This window comes from Pseudomonas sp. B7, from assembly GCF_016735645.1.
In the GTDB taxonomy this organism is placed as follows: domain Bacteria; phylum Pseudomonadota; class Gammaproteobacteria; order Pseudomonadales; family Pseudomonadaceae; genus Aquipseudomonas; species Aquipseudomonas glycinae.
In genome coordinates this window covers 599,976-619,233 of sequence record NZ_JAERRE010000001.1, presented here as the reverse complement: position 1 = coordinate 619,233, position 19,258 = coordinate 599,976, and the positions used below count along the sequence as shown (strand labels likewise).

Below are 19,258 nucleotides of genomic sequence, written 5' to 3'. Positions count from 1 at the left end.
TCATACACATCCTTCAACCAAAGGTGACTGAATGATGCGGTGCTGGCCGCGACGGCGGTCGAACGCCTAGACTTTGCCGATCTTCAGTTCAGGAACCGCCCGTGACTTCCATCTTCTGGTACGACTACGAAACCACCGGCATCAACCCCCGATGCGACCGTCCGTTGCAGGTGGCCGGGATCCGCACCGACCACGAACTCAACGAAATCGACGCGCCGGTCAATCTCTACTGCCAGCCCAGCGAAGACATCCTGCCGCATCCGGCGGCGTGCGCGATCACCGGCATTACCCCGAGCCGCCTCGCCGAGCAAGGTTTGAGCGAAGCCGACTTCATGACCCGGGTTCACGCGCAGCTCGCGGCTCCCGGCACCTGCGGTGCGGGGTACAACACCTTGCGCTTTGACGACGAGATGACCCGCTACAGCCTGTACCGCAACTTTTTCGATCCCTATGCCCGTGAATGGCAGGGCGGCAACAGTCGCTGGGACCTGATTGACGTAGTACGCGCCGCCTACGCGTTGCGCCCGGACGGGCTGGTCTGGCCGACCGATGACGAAGGCAAGGTGACGCTCAAGCTCGAACGTCTGACCGCCGCCAACAACATCGATCATGGCAATGCCCACGAAGCCCTGTCGGACGTGCGCGCCACCATTGCCCTGGCCCGGTTGATCCGCGAGAAGCAGCCGAAGCTGTATGACTGGTTGTTCCAGCTGCGCAGCAAGCAGAAGGTCATGGACCAGATTCGTCTGTTGCAGCCGATGGTGCACATTTCCGGCCGCTTCTCGGCTGCGCGCAGTTATGTTGGTGTGGTGCTGCCGCTGGCCTGGCATCCGCGCAACAAGAACGCGTTGATCGTCTGTGACCTGCACCTGGACCCGCAGGGGCTGCTCGACCTGGATGCCGAAACATTGCGTCAGCGCCTGTATACCCGGCGTGACGACCTGGCCGAAGGCGAGTTGCCGGTACCGCTCAAACTCATCCATATCAACAAGTGTCCGGTGGTGGCGCCATTGTCGGTGTTGCGTGCTGACGATCAGCAGCGCCTGGGTCTGGACATGGCCTTGTATCAGGCGCGCGCCTTGCGACTAAGTGACGCACAACAAGTTTGGAAAGATAAAGTCTCGGCGATTTATGCCAGCGAAGATTTCACCTCGAATGAAGATCCCGAACAACAGTTGTACGACGGATTTATCGGTGATCGTGATCGTCGTTTATGTGAGCAAGTGAGGGCGACCGATCCTGGCCAATTGGCGCGAGAGCAATGGCCGTTCGATGACGAACGTTTGCCTGAATTGTTGTTTCGATATCGAGCACGTAACTTTCCCGATACGTTGAATTTCGAAGAGCAAGAGCGCTGGAGAATCTTTTGCCGGCAACGCTTGTCAGCGCCGGAGTGGGGGGCGCCTAATACCTTGCAATCTTTTGCCGAGGCCATGGAGCAATGGCTGCTTAGTGCTGCGCCGATGCAGGCCGAGGTGTTGGTTGAATGGCAGAACTATGTCCAGGCATTGCGCAAACGTTTGGATCTTTGAAATCGAACATATCCGGCGCTTGAATGCCGGGCATAAAAAAACGCCAGCATTCGCTGGCGTTTTTTTGTGTCACAGAAGCGCTCTGCGACAAGGGTTGCGGCTTAGCCCAGCAGGGTAGCCCAGCCTTCAACCACGTCACCGCCCCACTTGGCTTTCCACTCTTTCAGAGTCTTGTGGTTGCCACCTTTGGTTTCGATGACTTCGCCGTTGTGCGGGTTTTTGTATTGTTTAACTTTGCGAGCACGCTTGGTGCCGGTAGTTTTGGCTGCGCCGCCACGTGGTGCTTTGGTTTTGGACTCTGGATCCAGCAGCGCGATGATGTCACGCAGGGATTTGGAATATTCGCCCATCAGTGTGCGCAGTTTGCCTTCGAATTCCAGCTCGGCTTGCAGTTTGTCGTCTTGCGACAGGTTCTTCAAACGGGCTTGCAGCTCTTTGATAGCTTCTTCAGTGGCACGATATTCGTTGATCAAGGACATGATTACTACCTTATGTGGGAGTGCGCGATGGCAGGGGACAGTGCTGCAATAATAGTCAGGCTGTTTCATCAAGTAAACATTTAACCGGAGTTTTTATTTGAATTAGTTACGTTGAAAAGCCCTGAATTGAATGTTCAGTTAAATAATGTGATGGAGTCTTCACAGATATTCACACAGGTCTGTTCAAGCTTGGCTTTTGCAGTGCCATCATTCTGGCGTTTACGGGCGTCAAAAAAGCTGCGACGGGGTGCCGTAAGCCTCCGAGGGTCATCAATACTGCAGTTTTCCCGCGCAGTCGCTAGAATGGCCGCCTTTGCGAAGTTCTGGAGTTTCCCCCTCATGCGCACTTTTCGGCTGGTGATTTCTTGCCCGGACCGCGTTGGCATCGTTGCCAAAGTCAGTAACTTTCTGGCGGCCCACAATGGCTGGATCACCGAAGCGAGCCACCACTCGGATAACCAGGTCGGCTGGTTCTTCATGCGTCACGAAATCCGTGCCGATTCCCTGCCTTTTGGTATCGAGGTGTTGCGCGAGAAGTTTGCACCGATCGCCGAAGAGTTCTCGATGGACTGGCGCATCACCGACACCGAGCAGAAAAAACGCGTGGTGCTGATGGCCAGCCGCGAATCCCACTGCCTGGCCGACCTGCTGCACCGCTGGCACAGCGACGAGCTCGATTGCGAGATCTCCTGCGTGATTTCCAACCACGACGACCTGCGCAGCATGGTCGAGTGGCACGGCATTCCTTATTACCACGTGCCGGTCAATCCGCAGGACAAGCAACCGGCCTTCGATGAAGTGTCGCGCCTGGTCAAGCAGCACGACGCCGAAGTCGTGGTGCTGGCGCGCTACATGCAGATCCTGCCGCCGGACATGTGCCGCGAATACGCGCACAAGGTCATCAACATTCACCACAGCTTCCTGCCGTCGTTCGTCGGTGCCAAGCCGTACCACCAGGCTTCGATGCGCGGCGTGAAGCTGATCGGTGCGACTTGCCATTACGTGACCGAAGAGCTGGACGCCGGCCCGATCATCGAGCAGGACGTGGTACGTGTCAGCCACAGCGACAGCATCGAAGACATGGTGCGTTTCGGCCGTGACGTCGAGAAGATGGTGCTGGCCCGTGGCCTGCGCTATCACCTGGAAGACCGCGTGCTGGTGCACGGCAACAAGACCGTGGTGTTCTGATCAGACCTTTCGGTTGAAAAACAAAGGGCCTGGGCGTTCAATCGCCTCAGGCCCTTTTTTTATGACTTGTTGCAGCCCTGTAAGGAAGCGTTCATGAGCGATCCACTGGACAAAGCCACTTCCAAAGCCCCCGCCACCCTCGGCGAAGGCTGCCTGAGCCGCTATGACCCGGATGACCTGAGTCCGGAGGACGGCACGGAGTTTCCCGGCGCTGCCGAACTGTGGGAACAACTCAAGGACGAAGACGATGACCTCAAGAAGCCTGTCTGACGCTCAGCAGCTTTTTCAGCAATGGCCGGCCCAGCATCAGTAGAAACACCGGGCCACCGACCAGCAGATAGAAGTAATACGTCACCACCCGCCAGATCAGAATAGCCGCCGCCGCGGTGGATTTGCCGACCATCGGCGCCAGCAGCGCCGCCGAGGTCAACTCCGCTGCACCGGCACCGCCCGGCAACAGGCTGAATTGCCCCGCCCCCAGCGAAAGCATCTGGATCAGAAACGTCCAGGCCCACTGCACATCCGCCCCCAGACCGCGCAACGCCAGATACAGCACGCTATAGCGCAGCGACCAATGCACGCAGGTCAGGACGAACACCTTGATCAACGTCTGCCACGGCAATTTCAGCGCATCGGTGAACGCGGCCAGAAAGTGCAGCAACTGCCGCGCCCAGCGCCGTCGGGTACGCGGTTCGACGTTCATCCCGGCCAGCAGTCGTCCGCTCAAACGGATCAAACGGCGGTGATAGCGCGCGACCAGCACACAACTGAGCAAGCCCCCGGACAATGACACGGCGCTGACAGTCAGCAGCCATTCCATACGGTCGCTGAGATGCTGGAACAGCGCGTAGATCAGGATCCCGCTCAGGGCGCAGAGAAAAAACAGCAGATCACTCAACTGATCCATCGCAAACACGGCACTGCCCCGGGCCGGGCGCACGCCGCTGCGGGCCAGCAATGCCATGATCGTCAACGGCCCGCCGCTGCCGCCGGGCGTGGCGCACCAGGCGAATTCGGCAGCCATTACTACCCCAAGACTTTTGACGGGCGTGACCCGCTCACGCTGATCGCCGAGCAATAGCCGCAAGCGCAAGGTGTTGATGCCCCAACACAGCAGAACCATGGCGAACATGATCAACAGCCAGCGCAGCGGAAATGCCTGCAGGCGCTCCCAGGTTTCGCCGCCCCCGAGCAGGACGGGAACCGCCACGGCCACCAGCAGGCCGATCAGCAACAGAATGCCGCGACTCAAGCGGCACGCTCGGCTTGAATGCGCTGGCGCGTCAGCCAGTCGATTTTGGTCATGGGCACGCGTCCGTCCGCCAATAGTCGTTCAAGGGTGCGCCACCAGTAATCCCGGGAAAACCGGTGGCGCATGTCCACCGGGTGCAAGCCTAGACGAATCACCGGCGCCTGACGCCAGCGCTGCTCACGCTGTTCGCTGATGACCTTCGACATGCCGCGACGCCAGGCGCTGCGTGCGCTCCAGACCAGTCCCGGAGCCTCGACCGCAGTGAAATCCGGCAAGTGATAAAGATGCTGCGGATCGCTGGTGTAGCGCAGTGGCAATTCGCGCAATGCCTGGCGTGTGCCGGCGCTCATCAGCCAGGCCGGGGCAACGAAACCATGCAGTGGCCAGCCGTGGCGCCGAAACAGATCGATGCCCGGGCGCAGGCGGGCGAGGGCGGCTTCACGGGACAGCTGATAGAACTCGCCTTCATGGGTGTAGACCCGACGCATGAACCAGTCGCGCGCTGTACGCGGGCCGGGCTCGGTGTCTTCATGGAAATGGCCGTGCAGCGCCAGTTCATCGCCGCGGGCGACGCGCTCGTCGAGCATTCGACAGAACTCCGGGTGGGCCTCGAGGGCATCGTGTCGATGGAAATTCGGGACCACCAGCCACGTCATCGGGACGTTGCCCAACCGGTCAACGGCTTCGACAAATTCTCGATAATCGGCCCACGTGGAGGGTGCCACGTCATGCAGCACCAGCATTAACGTCGGGCGCTCGTGAGATTCAGCCATTGGCCACCCGCGGAACCGATTCGCCGAGTACGGCGTGGTAGTGGCCCAGCAGGCTGTCGACCACCGTGTTCCAGGCGTAATGCCGCTCCACGTGCTGGCGTGCCTGTTGACCAAGTACGCCAGCCCCGCGACTGAACAGCTCACGCACGGCATTGGCCATGGCTTGCGCATTGTTCGGTGCGCAGAGCAGGCCACAGGATTCGCTGACGATTTCCTCGAACGCCCCGGCCGCCACCGCCACCACCGGAATGCCGCAGGCCATGGCCTCCAGAATCACCAGGCCGAAGGTTTCCTGATCGCCGGCGTGGATCAGTGCGTCGGCACTGGCCATCAGCCGCGCGACCTGTGCGGCCGGGCAGAACCGGTCGATCACGCTGACGTTGTCCGGGACGGACGCCGGCATCGATGAACCGACCAGCAGCAAGTGATAACGCGGGCCCAGGCGCTTCATGCAGTCGAGCAGCACCGGCAGGTTTTTCTCCTTGGAGCCCCGGCCGGCGAAGATCAACAGGCGCGAGTCCTCGGCGATCCCCAGTTCGCTACGCAGCGCGGCGTCGTGGGCATCGGGGTGGAAGGTCTGAAGGTCAACGCCCAACGGTTGCACGAAGACATTACGCACGCCCAGCCCGCTGAGCTTGTCGGCCATGACCTGGCTGGGCGCGAGCACCCGGTCGAAATTGCCGTACAACTTGCGCACATACGCATCGACATTCGGCGTGACCCAGTGGCCCATGCGGTTGCCCACCAGCAGCGGCAGGTCGGAGTGATAGAAGCCGATCACCGGTACATCCAGTTGTCGCCGTGCATCGAGCGCGGCCCAGGCGGTGAGGTAGGGGTCGCCGACTTCGATCAGATCGGGTTGCAGATCCTGCAGTACGTTTCGCCAAGGGGCCAGTCGCAAGGGGAACCGATAGCCCTTGCCGAAAGGCAGGGCGGGGGCGGGAACCGTGTAGACGCCATCATCTTCACCGAAATGCGCGCCGGGTATCAGCAGGCTGTGGCGGATCCCGGGCTTCACACCCAGGCGACGGTGCTTGGCATCCAGATAGGTGCGCACGCCGCCGCTGGCCGGGGCGTAGAACATGGTGATGTCGGCGATATGCACGGTGAACGTCCCTCCGCGTTGATCTCCCTTGGTTGACCTTTATCAAGAATAGATGTTCGGTCGGGGTTTCGCGGTGGGGTGCAAGGCCGGTTTCGGAGGGATGTTGGTCGTCTTCGTCGGACAGTTGTGAACGACGAAGACGACCGGCAGAGCGGCTTTAAATGCGGAAGCTGCCAACAAGTTGCTTCAATCGCGAAGCCTGCTGTTCCAGATCCGAGCAAGCCCGCAACGTCGCCTGCAAGTTCTCGACGCCTTCCTGGTTCAGCGTGTTGATCTCGGTGATATCCACGTTGATCGACTCGACCACGGCAGTCTGTTCCTCGGTCGCGGTGGCCACCGACTGGTTCATCCCGTCGATTTCACCAATGCGCTGAGTCACGCTGTTCAAACGCTCGCCGGCGAGGTTGGCGATCTCTACGCTGTCCTGGCTGTGGCGCTGGCTGTCGCTCATGGTGCTGACGGATTCGCGGGCGCCGACTTGCAGCTCCTCGATCATGGTCTGCACCTGTTGCGCCGATTCCTGGGTGCGGTGGGCGAGGTTGCGCACTTCGTCCGCCACCACCGCAAAACCACGACCGGCTTCACCGGCACGGGCCGCTTCGATGGCGGCGTTGAGCGCCAGCAGGTTGGTTTGCTGGGAAATGCTGGTGATCACTTCCAGGATCTGGCCGATGTTCACGGTCTTGCTGTTCAGCGATTCGATATTGCTGCTGGACGCGCTGAGCATGCTCGACAGCTGGTTCATGGCCTTGATGCTGCGTTCCACCACTTGCTGGCCGTCTTCGGCCAGGCCACGGGCGTCGCTGGCCTGGGTCGAGGCTTGCGCGGCGTTGCGGGCGATTTCCTGGGCGGCGGCGCCGAGTTGGTTGATGGCGGCGGCCACGCTGTTGGTGCGCGAGGCTTGCTGGTCGGAGTTGTACATCGACGAGTTGGAGGCCGCGACCACGCGCAGGGCGACTTCGTTGACCTGGCCGGTTGCCGACGACACTTCGCGGATCGAGCCGTGGATACGTTCGACGAAACGGTTGAACGCCGTGCCGAGCACGCCGAACTCGTCCTGGTTCTGGATGGTCAGGCGTTTGGTCAGGTCGCCTTCGCCATCCGCAATGTCTTCCATGGCGCGGGTCATCACGTGCAGCGGCTGGATCAGAATGCGGATCAGCATGCCAAGCAGGGCGATGATGATCGCCACGGCAATCACGGTCGCGATCACGGCGGAGGTGCGGAATTCGCTGAGCATCGAGAAGGCTTTGTCCTTGTCCACCGACAAGCCGATATACCAGTTCACCGACGGCAGGCCCTTGATCGGGGTGAAGTTGACGATGCGGGTCTTGCCGTCGACGGTGACTTCACTGAAATCGCTGCTGATGCGCGGGGTGTCCTGCGGATAGGCTTCCTTCAGGGACTTCATCACCAGGGCTTTATCCGGATGCACCAGGATCTTGCCGTCGGCGCTGACCAGGAACGCGTAGCCCATGCCGGAGAAATCCCGGGCGCTGAGGGTGTTGATCAGGGTTTGCAGGCTCAGGTCGCCGCCCACCACGCCGACGCTCTGGCCGGCCTTCTTCGCGGCGGTGGCGATGGAAATGATGGTCTGGCCGGTGGCCGCGTCGATGTACGGTTCGGTCAGGGTCGAGGTGCTGCTGCTTTCGGCACCTTTATACCAAGGGCGAACACGCGGATCGAAACCGTCCGGCATCTTCGCGTCCGGGCGGATGGTGAAGTGCCCGGTGGCATCGCCGAGGTAGGACGCCATGAAGGTCGAGGTCAGGGCTTTCTGTTCCAGCAGGCTGGCGACGGCGGCAGGCTCGGGATTGATGGCGATATTCTGGGCAGCGTTCTCGATCAGCAGGATGCGCCCGCTGAGCCAGGTCTGGATATTGTCGGCTGTGACCTCGCCCATCTCGTTGAGGTAATTGTCCAGATCCTCGCGAATCGCATTGCGCTGCAACCAGTCGTTGTACAGCGTGAACGAGGCGAAGGCGGCAATGACGATGAGGGCGGCGGCAAGCAAAATTTTGTGGCTGAAACGCAGATTTTTGTTCATGGCTTGGGGTTCCGCTAAGGTCTTATTATTCAGGGCGTGCTTCTATAGATGCTCGCTAGGTGGGCTTGATGAGTACAAGCAGGTATTTCCGCTTCTCCTTAGGGAAATCTCCGATGCGGATGTCAGTCGCATCTGTCACCTTTAGCTATCGGCCATGATCGACAAAGATTAACCATTGGGTGACCAAATGCCTGACTCCTCGCAACTCGTAATCGGCGCCGACCTCGCCGGGCAACCGATCGCTCAGGCCATGCGCCTGGCCAACCGTCACGGACTGGTGGCCGGGGCTACCGGTACCGGCAAGACCGTCACCTTGCAGCGCCTGGCCGAGGCGTTCAGCGACGCCGGGGTTGCGGTGTTCGCCGCCGACGTCAAGGGCGACCTGTGCGGCCTCGGTGCTGCCGGCAACCCTCAGGGCAAGATCGCCGAGCGCATCGCCGGCATGCCGTGGCTCAATCACAAGCCTCAGGCGTATCCTGTGACCTTGTGGGACATCCACGGTCAGTCCGGTCATCCGCTGCGCACTACGTTGAGTGAAATGGGCCCGCTGCTGATCGGCGCCTTACTGGAACTGACCGACAGCCAGCAGTCGGCGCTGTACGCAGCGTTCAAGGTGGCGGATCGCGAAGGCCTGTTGTTGCTGGATCTCAAGGATCTGAAGGCACTGCTCAATCATCTCAAGGACAATCCGCAACTGCTGGGCGAAGACGCGGCGCTGTTCACCACCGGCTCCAGTCAGGCGCTGTTGCGGCGTCTGGCGACGCTGGAGCAGCAGGGCGCCGAGGCGTTGTTCGGCGAGCCGGCGTTGCAACTCGAAGACATTCTGCAGCCGACCGCCGACGGTCGCGGACGCATTCATCTGCTGGATGCCAGTCGTCTGGTGCATGAGGCGCCGAAGGTCTATGCAACGTTCCTGCTGTGGCTGCTGGCCGAACTGTTCGAGCAATTGCCTGAGCGTGGCGATGCCGACAAACCGTTGCTGGCGCTGTTTTTCGATGAGGCGCATTTGTTGTTCGGTGACACGCCCAAGGCATTGCAGGAGCGGCTTGAGCAAGTGGTGCGGCTGATTCGCTCGAAAGGTGTGGGCGTGTATTTCGTCACCCAGTCGCCGGGCGATCTGCCGGACGATGTGCTGGCGCAACTGGGGCTGCGGATCCAGCACGGCCTGCGCGCATTTACTGCCAAGGAGCAGAAATCCCTGCGGGCGGTGGCGGATGGCTTCCGGCCGAATCCGGCGTTCGACACATTGTCGGTGCTCACCGAACTCGGGATTGGCGAGGCCCTGGTCGGCACCTTGCAAGAAAAGGGCACGCCGGAAATGGCGCAGCGGGTGCTGGTGGCGCCGCCGCAATCGCGGATCGGGCCGTTGACCGAGACTGAGCGCACAATGCTGATCGCCGGTTCGCCGTTCAAGGGCCGTTATGACAAACCGATTGATCGCGAGTCGGCCTATGAAATCCTGATGGGGCGCAAGGGGCTGGCGCCGGAGGCTGAAGCGGCGCCGGGCAAACCGGCCGCTGAAGAGCCAAGCCTGGCGGACAGGGCCGGAGAATTTCTCGGCACGGCGGCGGGGCAGGCGCTCAAGTCGGCGATGCGCCAGGCAGCGAACTCGCTGGGTAAACAATTGGTGCGCGGCCTGATGGGGTCATTGCTCGGTGGCAGCAAACGCCGCTGATCAATAAGGCTCAGGCCTTGGGTTTGGCGTGGGCGGCCAGTCGTTCCAGTGCTGCCCGCAGATTCGGATCGCTGATCCCGTCGGCGGTGGCCTGGATGGTCGCCGCCGCATCCGTCGACAGATCGATCGTCGGCCCGTTCGCCTCGCGCTGGAGGGTCGGTGGCCGCACGGCGAACTTGATCCGCGTCAGATTGGCGAACTCGTCGAACATCTGCAGTTGCCGTTGCAGACGTTTCTGCTGATAGCGCAGACGCGTGGCCCAATGACCGTCGGTGACGATCAGCAACAGTTCGCCTTCGCGCCACTTGGCGACGTGGCAGTGTTCACGGGCGGCGGGTTGCAGTTGGCTTTCGAGCAGACGTTGCAGATGAGCCAGGCGCTGGGCGTGACCGAGGATGGCTTTCAACGGCCTGGCTTCGCGTAGCAGAACGGCGGGCGCTCTGGCTGTGAGAGGGCGAAATGCCATGATCTAGGACCTGAAGTTGCAGAGGCGCCATGGTAGCAGATAGCACCCATTTCACTCGCCCATTGCTTTTGTCCCTGCTTTGCCCATTAAATCAACGACTAACTTCTTCGCTGTACGGCTTGAAGTTGAGCAAAACGCCCCTATTTTAAGTGAGCCCCGTCAAAGCGCAGTGCCAGCATCGTGGAATATCCCCACTTTCCTCACCACCGTTTCCGGGTAGAATGCTCGTTCGCATGCGGCCATGAGGGCTGCACGGGCGACTCACGGGGCCGCCCTCCATCCCTTTAGTGTGGAAGATCCTGCCGATATGTTTGCGCCTTTGTTAAAGAAACTTTTTGGAAGCAAGAACGAGCGTGAAGTCAAACGCATGCTCAAGACGGTGCAGCTCGTCAATGCCTTCGAAGAGAAGATGGTCGCCCTCTCGGACGATCAACTGCGCGCCAAGACCGCAGAGTTCAAAGACCGCATTGCCAAGGGGGAGACCCTTGATCAGCTGTTGCCGGAAGCCTTTGCGGTTGCCCGCGAAGCCGGCAAGCGGGTCATGGGCATGCGCCACTTCGACGTCCAGCTGATTGGCGGCATGACCTTGCACGAAGGCAAGATTGCCGAAATGCGCACCGGTGAAGGCAAGACCCTGGTGGGTACCCTGGGCGTTTACCTCAACGCGCTGTCCGGCAAGGGCGTGCACGTTGTGACCGTGAACGATTACCTGGCCCGCCGCGACGCCAACTGGATGCGTCCGCTGTATGAATTCCTCGGCCTGAGCGTCGGCATCGTGACGCCTTTCCAGCCGCCGGAAGAGAAACGCGCCGCCTACGCCGCCGACATCACCTACGGCACCAACAACGAATTCGGTTTCGACTACCTGCGCGACAACATGGCGTTCAGCATGGAAGAGAAATTCCAGCGCGAACTCAATTTTGCCGTGATCGACGAAGTCGACTCCATCCTCATCGACGAAGCGCGTACCCCGCTGATCATTTCCGGTCAGGCCGAGGACAGTTCCAGGTTGTACATCGAGATCAACAAGCTGATCCCGAAACTCAAGCTGCACGTCGAAGAAGTCGAAGGCGAAGTCACCCAGGAAGGCCACTACACCGTTGACGAGAAGACCCGTCAGGTGGAACTCAACGAAGCCGGTCACCAGTTCATCGAAGACCAGCTGACCAGCATAGGTCTGCTGGCCGAGGGCGAGAGCCTGTACTCGGCGCACAACCTGAGCCTGCTGACTCACGTCTACGCCGGTCTGCGTGCGCACAAGCTGTTCCACCGCAACGTTGAATACATCGTGCAGGACGGTCAGGTCGTACTGGTCGACGAACACACCGGTCGTACCATGCCCGGCCGTCGTCTGTCCGAAGGCCTGCACCAGGCCATCGAGGCCAAGGAAAACCTGAACATCCAGGCCGAGAGCCAGACGCTGGCATCGACCACGTTCCAGAACTACTTCCGTCTGTACGACAAGTTGTCCGGCATGACCGGTACCGCGGACACCGAAGCGTTCGAATTCCATCAGATCTATGGCCTGCAAGTCGTCGTGATCCCGACCAACAAGCCGTTGGCCCGTAAGGACTACAACGACCTGGTGTTCCTGACCGCCGAAGAGAAATACGCGGCGATCGTCAATGACATCAAGGAAAGCATGGCCGCCGGCCGGCCGGTGCTGGTGGGTACTGCGACCATCGAAACCTCCGAGCACATGTCCGCATTGCTCGAGAAGGAAGGCATCGAACACAAGGTTCTGAACGCCAAGTTCCACGAAAAAGAAGCTGAAATCATCGCGCAGGCCGGTCGTCCGGGCGCACTGACCATCGCTACCAACATGGCCGGTCGTGGTACCGACATCCTGTTGGGCGGCAACTGGGAAGTTGAAGTCGCGTCGCTGGAAAACCCGACCCCTGAGCAGATCGCCCAGATCAAGGCCGACTGGCAGAAGCGTCACCAGCAAGTGCTGGAGTCCGGCGGCCTGCAGGTGATCGCGTCCGAGCGTCACGAATCCCGTCGTATCGACAACCAGCTGCGTGGCCGTGCCGGCCGTCAGGGTGACGCCGGTTCCAGCCGCTTCTACCTGTCGCTGGAAGACAGCCTGATGCGCATCTTCGCCTCTGACCGGGTGAAGAACTTCATGAAAGCCCTGGGCATGCAGTCCGGTGAAGCGATCGAGCACCGCATGGTGACCAACGCCATCGAGAAGGCACAGCGCAAGGTTGAAGGCCGCAACTTCGATATTCGCAAGCAACTGCTCGAGTTCGACGACGTCAACAACGAACAGCGTAAAGTGATCTATCACATGCGTAACACGTTGCTGGCTGCGGACAACATCGGCGAAACCATCGCTGATTTCCGTCAGGACGTCCTGAACGCCACCGTCAGCGCACACATTCCGCCGCAATCGCTGCCAGAGCAGTGGGACGTGGCCGGTCTGGAGGCGTCGATCGCCAGCGACTTCGGCGTGAAGCTGCCGATCCAGCAATGGCTCGACGAAGACGATCACCTGTACGAAGAAACCCTGCGTGAGAAGCTGATGAACGAGCTGATCGCCGCGTACAACGAAAAAGAAGACCAGGCCGGCGCCGAAGCCCTGCGCTCCTTCGAGAAGCAGATCGTGCTGCGTGTGCTGGACGACCTGTGGAAAGACCACCTGTCGACCATGGATCATCTGCGTCACGGCATCCACCTGCGTGGTTATGCGCAGAAGAACCCGAAGCAGGAATACAAGCGCGAGTCCTTCACGCTGTTCTCCGAGCTGCTGGATTCGATCAAGCGCGACTCGATCCGTGTGCTGTCGCACGTTCAGGTTCGCCGCGAAGATCCGGCCGAAGAAGAGCAACGCCTGCGTCAGGAAGCCGAAGCGCTGGCCGCGCGCATGCAGTTCGAACACGCCGAGGCTCCTGGCCTGGAAGCGCAACCGGAACTGGTCGGTGAAGAGGTCGACGTGGCCCTCGCTGCCGCGCCGGTTCGCAACGAGCAGAAGCTGGGCCGCAACGAACTGTGCTACTGCGGTTCGGGCAAGAAATTCAAGCATTGCCACGGGCAGATCCAGTAAACCCCGTTTCAATCGCTGAAATACCCGCGCCGCGACCGGCACCAGCCGTCGCGGCGTTTTGCCATTTACACCACCGTCACTACGCTTGGCGGTGCTGACATCATTGAGTAAGGAGCGCATTCATGGCTGTTGGTCTTGGTCCTTTGCCAACGTTGCACCCGGTTGCCGGTTTTGAACTCGGTATTGCTTCGGCCGGTATCAAACGCCCGGGGCGCAAGGATGTCGTCGTGATGCGTTGCGCCGAAGGTTCCACCGTGGCGGGCGTGTTTACGTTGAACGCTTTCTGTGCAGCGCCGGTGATCCTGGCCAAGAAGCGCGTGCAGAACGCTGTGCGCTACCTGTTGACCAACACCGGCAACGCCAACGCGGGCACCGGCGAGCCGGGCCTGGCCGCCGCCGAGCGTACGACCGCGAAGCTGGCCGAGCTGACCGGCGTCGATGCCAGCCAGATTCTGCCGTACTCCACCGGCGTGATCGGCGAGCCGCTGCCGGTCGAGAAGATCGAAGGCGCCTTGCAAGCCGCGCTGGACGATCTGTCGGAAAACAACTGGGAAGCTGCCGCCACTGGCATCATGACCACCGACACACTGCCAAAAGGCGCGAGCCGCCAGTTCCAGCATGACGGCGTGACCATCACCGTCACCGGCATCAGCAAGGGTGCAGGCATGATTCGTCCGAACATGGCGACCATGCTCGGCTACATCGCCACCGACGCCAAAGTCTCTCGCGACGTGCTGCAAAACCTGATGCTGGACGGCGCCAACAAGTCGTTCAACCGCATCACTATCGACGGCGACACCTCGACCAACGACTGCTGCATGCTGATCGCTACCGGCAAGGCCGCACTGCCGGAAATCAACCGCGCCGAAGGCGAACTGTTCGCCAAGCTGAAACAGGCCGTGTTTGAGGTGTGCATGGACGTGGCCCAGGCCATCGTGCGTGACGGCGAAGGCGCGACCAAGTTCGTGACCGTTGAAGTCAACGGCGGCGGCAATCACCAGGAATGCCTGGACGTCGGCTACACCGTGGCCCACTCGCCGCTGATCAAGACCGCGCTGTTCGCCTCGGACCCGAACTGGGGTCGCATCCTCGCCGCTGTCGGCCGTGCCGGCGTGCCGGACCTGGATGTGAGCAAGATCGACGTGTTCCTCGGCGAGGTGTGCATCGCCAGCCGTGGCGCGCGCGCCGCGACCTACACCGAAGCCCAGGGCTCGGCGGTGATGCAGCAGGAAGAAATCACCATCCGTATCGAACTGGGTCGCGGCGATTGCAGCGAAACCATCTGGACCACCGACCTGTCCCACGAGTACGTGAAGATCAACGCCGAATACCGCACCTGATCCCTGCTGAAGAGGGAGGTCTGCGGACCTCCTTTTCTTCTGTCCCATGAAAGGACCCGAACATGAGCCTTCACCTGATCATCGGCGACAAACTGCTTTCCTCCTGGTCCCTGCGCGCGGCGCTGGCGCTTGAACTGACCGGCGCACCCTACACCGAAGAATTGGTCAAGCTCGGTAGGCCCGACACCCGCGAGCGGCTGCTCACGCACTCGCCGACCGCTAAGGTGCCGCTGCTGAAAACCGCCCGTGGCACCATCGCCGACTCTCTGGCGATTGCCGAATACCTGGCCGAACAGTTTCCTTCCGAACAACTCTGGCCGACCGATATCGCCGCCCGTGCCCAGGCGCGATCCGCCTGCGCACAGATGCACAGCGGCTTCTTCGCCATGCGCAATCACATGCCGTTCAACCTGAGCCACGATGCGCCGCTCAATCCGGTGCCGCCGGAGGTGAAGGTCGACATCGAGCGCATGCTCGCGCTGTGGGCCGAATGCCGCGCTGTCGCGACCGAGCCTGGGCCTTATCTGTTTGGTCGAGTGTCGCTGGCCGATGCGTTCTTCGCGCCGATTGCCGTACGCCTGCGCACCTATCAGGTGAAGCTGCCGGCCGACGATCAAGCCTATGTTGAAACCGTCTACCAATGGCCGGCCTTCAAGGCCTGGCAAAAGGCTGGACTGGAGGAATTGCAGTCGTGAAACGTGTACACGTCGCCGCCGCCGTCATTCGTGACGGCAGTGGCAAGATTCTGATCGCCCGTCGTGCCGATACCCAGCATCAAGGCGGCCTCTGGGAATTTCCCGGTGGCAAGGTCGAGGCCGATGAGTCGGTGCAAACCGCGCTGGCCCGAGAGCTGCACGAAGAGTTGGGCATTGTCGTTGGCGCCGCTCGGCCGCTGATCAAGGTGCGTCATGACTACCCGGACAAGCAGGTGTTGCTGGATGTCTGGGAAGTTTCGAGTTTTACCGGTGAGCCCCACGGCGCTGAAGGTCAGCCCTTGGCCTGGGTGTCGGCCAGGGAGCTGACGGATTACGAATTCCCGGCGGCCAACCAGCCGATCGTGGCGGCGGCGCGTCTGCCTGCCGAATACCTGATCACCCCGGAAGACCTGGAAACCCCGGCCTTGCTGCGCGGTATCCAGAAGGCAATCGCCGGTGGCATCAAGCTGATCCAGCTGCGTGCGCCCAATGGTTATGATCCGAAGTACCGCGATCTGGCGGTCGATGCGGTCGGCCTGTGCGCCGGCAAGGCGCAGTTGATGATCAAGGGCCCGTTCGAGTGGCTGGGGGATTTCCCGGCGGCCGGCTGGCACATCACCTCGGCGCAGTTGCGCAAATACGCCGCTGCGGGGCGTCCGTTACCGGCGGAGCGCTGGTTGGCAGCGTCCTGCCACAACGCTGAAGAACTGGCACTGGCCGAGCAGATGGGCGTGGATTTCGTCACTCTGTCGCCGGTGCAGCCGACCCTGACTCACCCGGATGCACAGCCGTTGGGCTGGGAGCAGGCGTCGACGCTGATCGAAGGCTTCAGCAAACCGGTGTTCCTGTTGGGCGGAGTCGGCCCGGCGGAGCGCGAAAAAGCATGGAATGCCGGGGCTCAGGGTGTCGCGGGGATTCGGGCGTTCTGGCCTGAGGCCTGAGGCCTGAATTAGCATTGATGCGACTGCCCCCTTCGCGAGCGGGCTCGCGAAGGGGGCCTGACTGGCGCTACTGATCCGAAGGTTTCGCCGCCGGTTGCCACAGAATCTCGGCAATACCCTGGCGCCGGGCGATCAGCCTGGCCGCCACAAACAACAGATCCGACAAGCGATTGATATACGCCAGGCCAACCCCGGCCAACGGTTCGATCGCATTCAAATGCTGACAACGCCGCTCGGCACTGCGCGCCAGGCTGCGGCAGACGTGGGCCTGGGCAATCAGCATCGAACCGCCCGGCAGAATGAAATTCTCCAGCGGCCCCAGTTCCTCGTTCCAGACATCGATAGCGGCTTCCAGCCGTTCGATTTCTGCTGCGTTCAATGCCTGATATTCCGGCATCGCCAGCTCGCCACCGAGATCGAACAATCGGTGCTGGCAGGGCGCCAACACATCGATCAGCTCATTCAGCCCGGGGCAGGTTTCGCGCTCGGCGATCAATCCGGCCAGCAGTACACCGACCTGACTGTTCAGCGTATCGACCTCGCCAATGGCTTCGATGCGCGGGTGATCCTTGGGCACCCGGCGGCCGTCGCCGAGTCCGGTTTCGCCCTTGTCGCCGGTGCGGGTGTAGATCTTCGACAGGCGAGAGCCCATGGTTTACCTCGGTAGTTGATTGGTTTCGGCGGCGATGGGCGCCGGTTGCGCCAGTGGCAGGCGCAGGGTGAAGCAGGTGCCTTGCCCCGGCGCCGACTGCACTTCCATCTGGCCTTTGTGGTTGTTGGTGATGATGAAGTACGACACCGACAGCCCGAGGCCCGTGCCCTGGCCGATTTCCTTGGTGGTGAAGAACGGCTCGAAGGTGCGCTTGCGCACGTTCTCGCTCATGCCGATGCCGTTGTCCTCGACTTGAATCTCGGCCCACGGCGGATTGAGCCGGGTGCGCAAGGTGATTCGCCCTGGCTCGCTGTCATCTTCGCGCTGGTGGATCGCCTGCGCGGCGTTTTTCAGCAGGTTCAGCAGCACCTGTTCCAGTTCGTTGGCAGTGCCGGGCACCGGGCCCAGCGCCGGGTCGAACTGGCGAATGATCGCCTGACCCTTGAAGTCGAACCCGATGGCCAGGTCGAAGTCGTTACCGGCGATTTCCACGGCTTGATCGATCAGCGCCGGCAGGTCGCACGGCGCCATCTGGCGGTTGCTGCGACGGCTGAAACTGAGCATGTGGGTGACGATTTTCGCCGCCCGGGCGCCGGCCTGCTGGATGCCGTCGAGCAATTGCGGGACTTCCCGGCCTTGCAGATAACGGTTCACGGTATCGAGTTCGATGCCCAGTTGCTCGGCCTGCTCGAGGTTCTTCGGCAGGTCCGGCGACAGGCGTCGGCGAATGTTCTGCACGTTGTGCAGGATCGCCCCCAGCGGGTTATTGATCTCGTGGGCCATGCCGGCGGCGAGGCCACCGACCGACAGCATTTTCTCCGACTGCACCATCATTTCTTCCAGCGACAGGCGCTGGGTGATGTCGTCGATCCGGATCACCACGCCGCGCCCGGCGCCGCCCATCAGCGGGTAGAAGGTGAGGGCGTAGTGTTTGGGCTCGTCGTCCTTGAACCAGGTCACTCGCTCGATTTTCGCTACCGTGTGTTGTTCGACGGTCTGCTTGAGTTGCGGCAGGAATGGCTTGAGCGGCTCGAACGCGAGGAAGATCGGCTGGTTCAGCGCTTCGTCCAGTCGTGTACCGGAAAGGGCGCTGGCCTCCTGGTTCCACTGCGTGACGTAGAGCTGTTCGTCGAGGGCGATCAGCGCCGAGGGCATGGAGTCGATGATGCTGTTGAGGTAGTTCTGGAACCCGGTGAGTTTCTTCTCGATCTTGCTGCGCACCTGGACTTCCAGTTCCAGCTTGCGGTTGGTGTGGCGGGTTTCTTCGGCCAGCCCCTGGGCCTGATCGTAAGCCGCCTGGGAATCATCGCGGGCACGCTTGAGTTGCTGCTCCCTCGCCTCGATGCGCGAAAGCATGGTGTTGAACGCCTCGGCGAGGCTGCCGATTTCGTCATGGTTGCCCCGGGAGGCGCGCAGGGCATAGTTCTCCTCGCGGGTTACCTGACGGGACAGTTCTTCCAGTTGATGAATCGGCCGGGTGATCAGGCGCTTGATCTGCCGGGCGATGACCAGCCACAGCAGCACACTGAAAATCAGGATCCCCAGGCTGGCCGTGAGTGTGCCGGTATAGAACGCCACCGGCAGCTCGCTGCTGGCCACCAGCAACAGATGGCCCGGCGCGGTGCCGGGGCGGGGCAGGGTGATCAGTTGATTGCTGCGAAACTCGGTCAGTTGCCAGGCTTCGATGTGCCGGTAGCGTTCCGGCAGGTTGAGTTTGTCGCCGTGTTGCAACTGCGCCAGACGTTCGCCTTTGCCGTCATATAAAGCGGCTGCACGCAGCGGAGAATAGCTGTCGAGCTCCTTGAGCAGACGCTCGGCGCTTTGTGGCGATTGCAAGGCTTCGGCCACCAGGCTCGGGTTCGACACCAGCCGGCCGATGGTCTGCAACGCCTGGGGCGCCATGCTTTCCTGGGAAATGTAATAGGCGGCGCTGATAAAGGTCAGGTTGGCGACCAGCAACACGGTGGTCAACAGCACCAGCAGGGCGGCCAGCAGTTTCTGGCCGACCGGCAGGTTTTCAAGACGCTGGCGCAATGGCATCAGGTTTATCGCAGCAAAGGAACAAGT

Annotated in this window: 16 protein-coding genes and 1 pseudogene; 8 read left to right on the top strand and 9 right to left on the bottom strand. The window is 61.3% G+C overall.

Annotated elements, in window-relative coordinates; all coding sequences use genetic code 11:
* Positions 1 to 101 precede the first annotated feature (101 nt).
* A complete protein-coding gene (gene sbcB / locus JKA62_RS03020) occupies positions 102 to 1,532 on the top strand; it encodes an exodeoxyribonuclease I (protein ID WP_011335667.1) in 1,431 nt (476 codons plus the stop codon).
* Positions 1,533 to 1,633: 101 nt separating this feature from the next.
* Here sbcB and mvaT read toward each other — a convergent pair whose 3' ends face one another.
* The gene (gene mvaT, locus JKA62_RS03015; RefSeq protein WP_007951234.1) at positions 1,634 to 2,011 is read right to left on the bottom strand and encodes a histone-like nucleoid-structuring protein MvaT; all 378 of its coding nucleotides are present in this window, start codon (positions 2,009 to 2,011) and stop codon (positions 1,634 to 1,636) included.
* A 339-nt stretch (positions 2,012 to 2,350) separates the two neighbouring features.
* On the opposite strand from mvaT, the gene purU reads away from it, so the two are divergent.
* The gene (purU, locus tag JKA62_RS03010; RefSeq protein ID WP_011335666.1) at positions 2,351 to 3,199 is read left to right on the top strand and encodes a formyltetrahydrofolate deformylase; all 849 of its coding nucleotides are present in this window, start codon (positions 2,351 to 2,353) and stop codon (positions 3,197 to 3,199) included.
* A gap of 93 nt (positions 3,200 to 3,292) precedes the next feature.
* The gene (locus JKA62_RS03005; RefSeq protein ID WP_011335665.1) at positions 3,293 to 3,469 is read left to right on the top strand and encodes a hypothetical protein; all 177 of its coding nucleotides are present in this window, start codon (positions 3,293 to 3,295) and stop codon (positions 3,467 to 3,469) included.
* Here JKA62_RS03005 and JKA62_RS03000 read toward each other — a convergent pair.
* The 5 genes and pseudogenes from JKA62_RS03000 to JKA62_RS29155 form a co-directional block, all read right to left on the bottom strand.
* On the bottom strand, positions 3,453 to 4,451 hold the full coding sequence (locus JKA62_RS03000; protein WP_011335664.1) for a lysylphosphatidylglycerol synthase transmembrane domain-containing protein: 999 nt from the start codon (positions 4,449 to 4,451) through the stop codon (positions 3,453 to 3,455). The genes JKA62_RS03005 and JKA62_RS03000 overlap by 17 nt on opposite strands.
* A complete protein-coding gene (locus JKA62_RS02995) occupies positions 4,448 to 5,224 on the bottom strand; it encodes a DUF2334 domain-containing protein (protein WP_011335663.1) in 777 nt (258 codons plus the stop codon). Before JKA62_RS02995 ends, JKA62_RS03000 begins: the two co-directional genes overlap by 4 nt.
* Positions 5,217 to 6,329, bottom strand: a complete 1,113-nt coding sequence (locus JKA62_RS02990) for a glycosyltransferase family 4 protein (RefSeq protein WP_011335662.1) — start codon at positions 6,327 to 6,329, stop codon at positions 5,217 to 5,219. The genes JKA62_RS02995 and JKA62_RS02990 overlap by 8 nt, the downstream gene beginning before the upstream one ends.
* A 157-nt stretch (positions 6,330 to 6,486) precedes the next feature.
* Positions 6,487 to 7,251 (bottom strand): methyl-accepting chemotaxis protein, encoded by a 765-nt coding sequence (locus JKA62_RS29160; RefSeq protein WP_371915539.1) that lies wholly within the window; start codon positions 7,249 to 7,251, stop codon positions 6,487 to 6,489.
* Positions 7,252 to 7,344: 93 nt separating this feature from the next.
* Positions 7,345 to 8,376: pseudogene (locus JKA62_RS29155) on the bottom strand (HAMP domain-containing protein); the annotation flags it as partial.
* A gap of 187 nt (positions 8,377 to 8,563) precedes the next feature.
* Between JKA62_RS29155 and JKA62_RS02980 the strand changes: the two are divergent.
* Entirely contained in the window at positions 8,564 to 10,051 is a 1,488-nt protein-coding gene (locus JKA62_RS02980; RefSeq protein ID WP_011335660.1) for a helicase HerA-like domain-containing protein, read from the top strand.
* A gap of 10 nt (positions 10,052 to 10,061) precedes the next feature.
* Here the strand turns inward: JKA62_RS02980 and JKA62_RS02975 are convergent, their stop codons facing one another.
* Complete coding sequence (locus JKA62_RS02975) at positions 10,062 to 10,517, bottom strand: DUF721 domain-containing protein (protein WP_011335659.1); 456 nt, start codon at positions 10,515 to 10,517, stop codon at positions 10,062 to 10,064.
* Positions 10,518 to 10,824: 307 nt separating this feature from the next.
* Here JKA62_RS02975 and secA point away from each other — a divergent pair, with 307 nt between their 5' ends.
* The 4 genes from secA (at position 10,825) to JKA62_RS02955 (ending at position 16,539) form a co-directional block, all read left to right on the top strand.
* The gene (gene secA / locus JKA62_RS02970; protein WP_041475415.1) at positions 10,825 to 13,563 is read left to right on the top strand and encodes a preprotein translocase subunit SecA; all 2,739 of its coding nucleotides are present in this window, start codon (positions 10,825 to 10,827) and stop codon (positions 13,561 to 13,563) included.
* A 122-nt stretch (positions 13,564 to 13,685) separates the two neighbouring features.
* Positions 13,686 to 14,903 carry a bifunctional glutamate N-acetyltransferase/amino-acid acetyltransferase ArgJ gene (gene argJ / locus JKA62_RS02965; RefSeq protein ID WP_011335657.1) on the top strand — a complete coding sequence of 406 codons (1,218 nt, stop codon included), beginning with the start codon at positions 13,686 to 13,688 and terminating at the stop codon, positions 14,901 to 14,903.
* A gap of 62 nt (positions 14,904 to 14,965) precedes the next feature.
* Positions 14,966 to 15,598 carry a glutathione S-transferase family protein gene (locus JKA62_RS02960; RefSeq protein WP_201816267.1) on the top strand — a complete coding sequence of 211 codons (633 nt, stop codon included), beginning with the start codon at positions 14,966 to 14,968 and terminating at the stop codon, positions 15,596 to 15,598.
* On the top strand, positions 15,595 to 16,539 hold the full coding sequence (locus JKA62_RS02955; protein WP_011335655.1) for a Nudix family hydrolase: 945 nt from the start codon (positions 15,595 to 15,597) through the stop codon (positions 16,537 to 16,539). Before JKA62_RS02960 ends, JKA62_RS02955 begins: the two co-directional genes overlap by 4 nt.
* 67 nt (positions 16,540 to 16,606) lie before the next feature.
* On the opposite strand, the gene JKA62_RS02950 is transcribed toward JKA62_RS02955, so the two are convergent.
* Together JKA62_RS02950 and JKA62_RS02945 are read right to left on the bottom strand one after the other, a co-directional pair.
* Complete coding sequence (locus JKA62_RS02950; RefSeq protein WP_201816264.1) at positions 16,607 to 17,191, bottom strand: cob(I)yrinic acid a,c-diamide adenosyltransferase; 585 nt, start codon at positions 17,189 to 17,191, stop codon at positions 16,607 to 16,609.
* Between the two features lie 3 nt (positions 17,192 to 17,194).
* Positions 17,195 to 19,231, bottom strand: coding sequence for a sensor histidine kinase (locus JKA62_RS02945; protein WP_011335653.1), 2,037 nt, complete (start codon positions 19,229 to 19,231; stop codon positions 17,195 to 17,197).
* Positions 19,232 to 19,258: the final 27 nt, after the last annotated feature.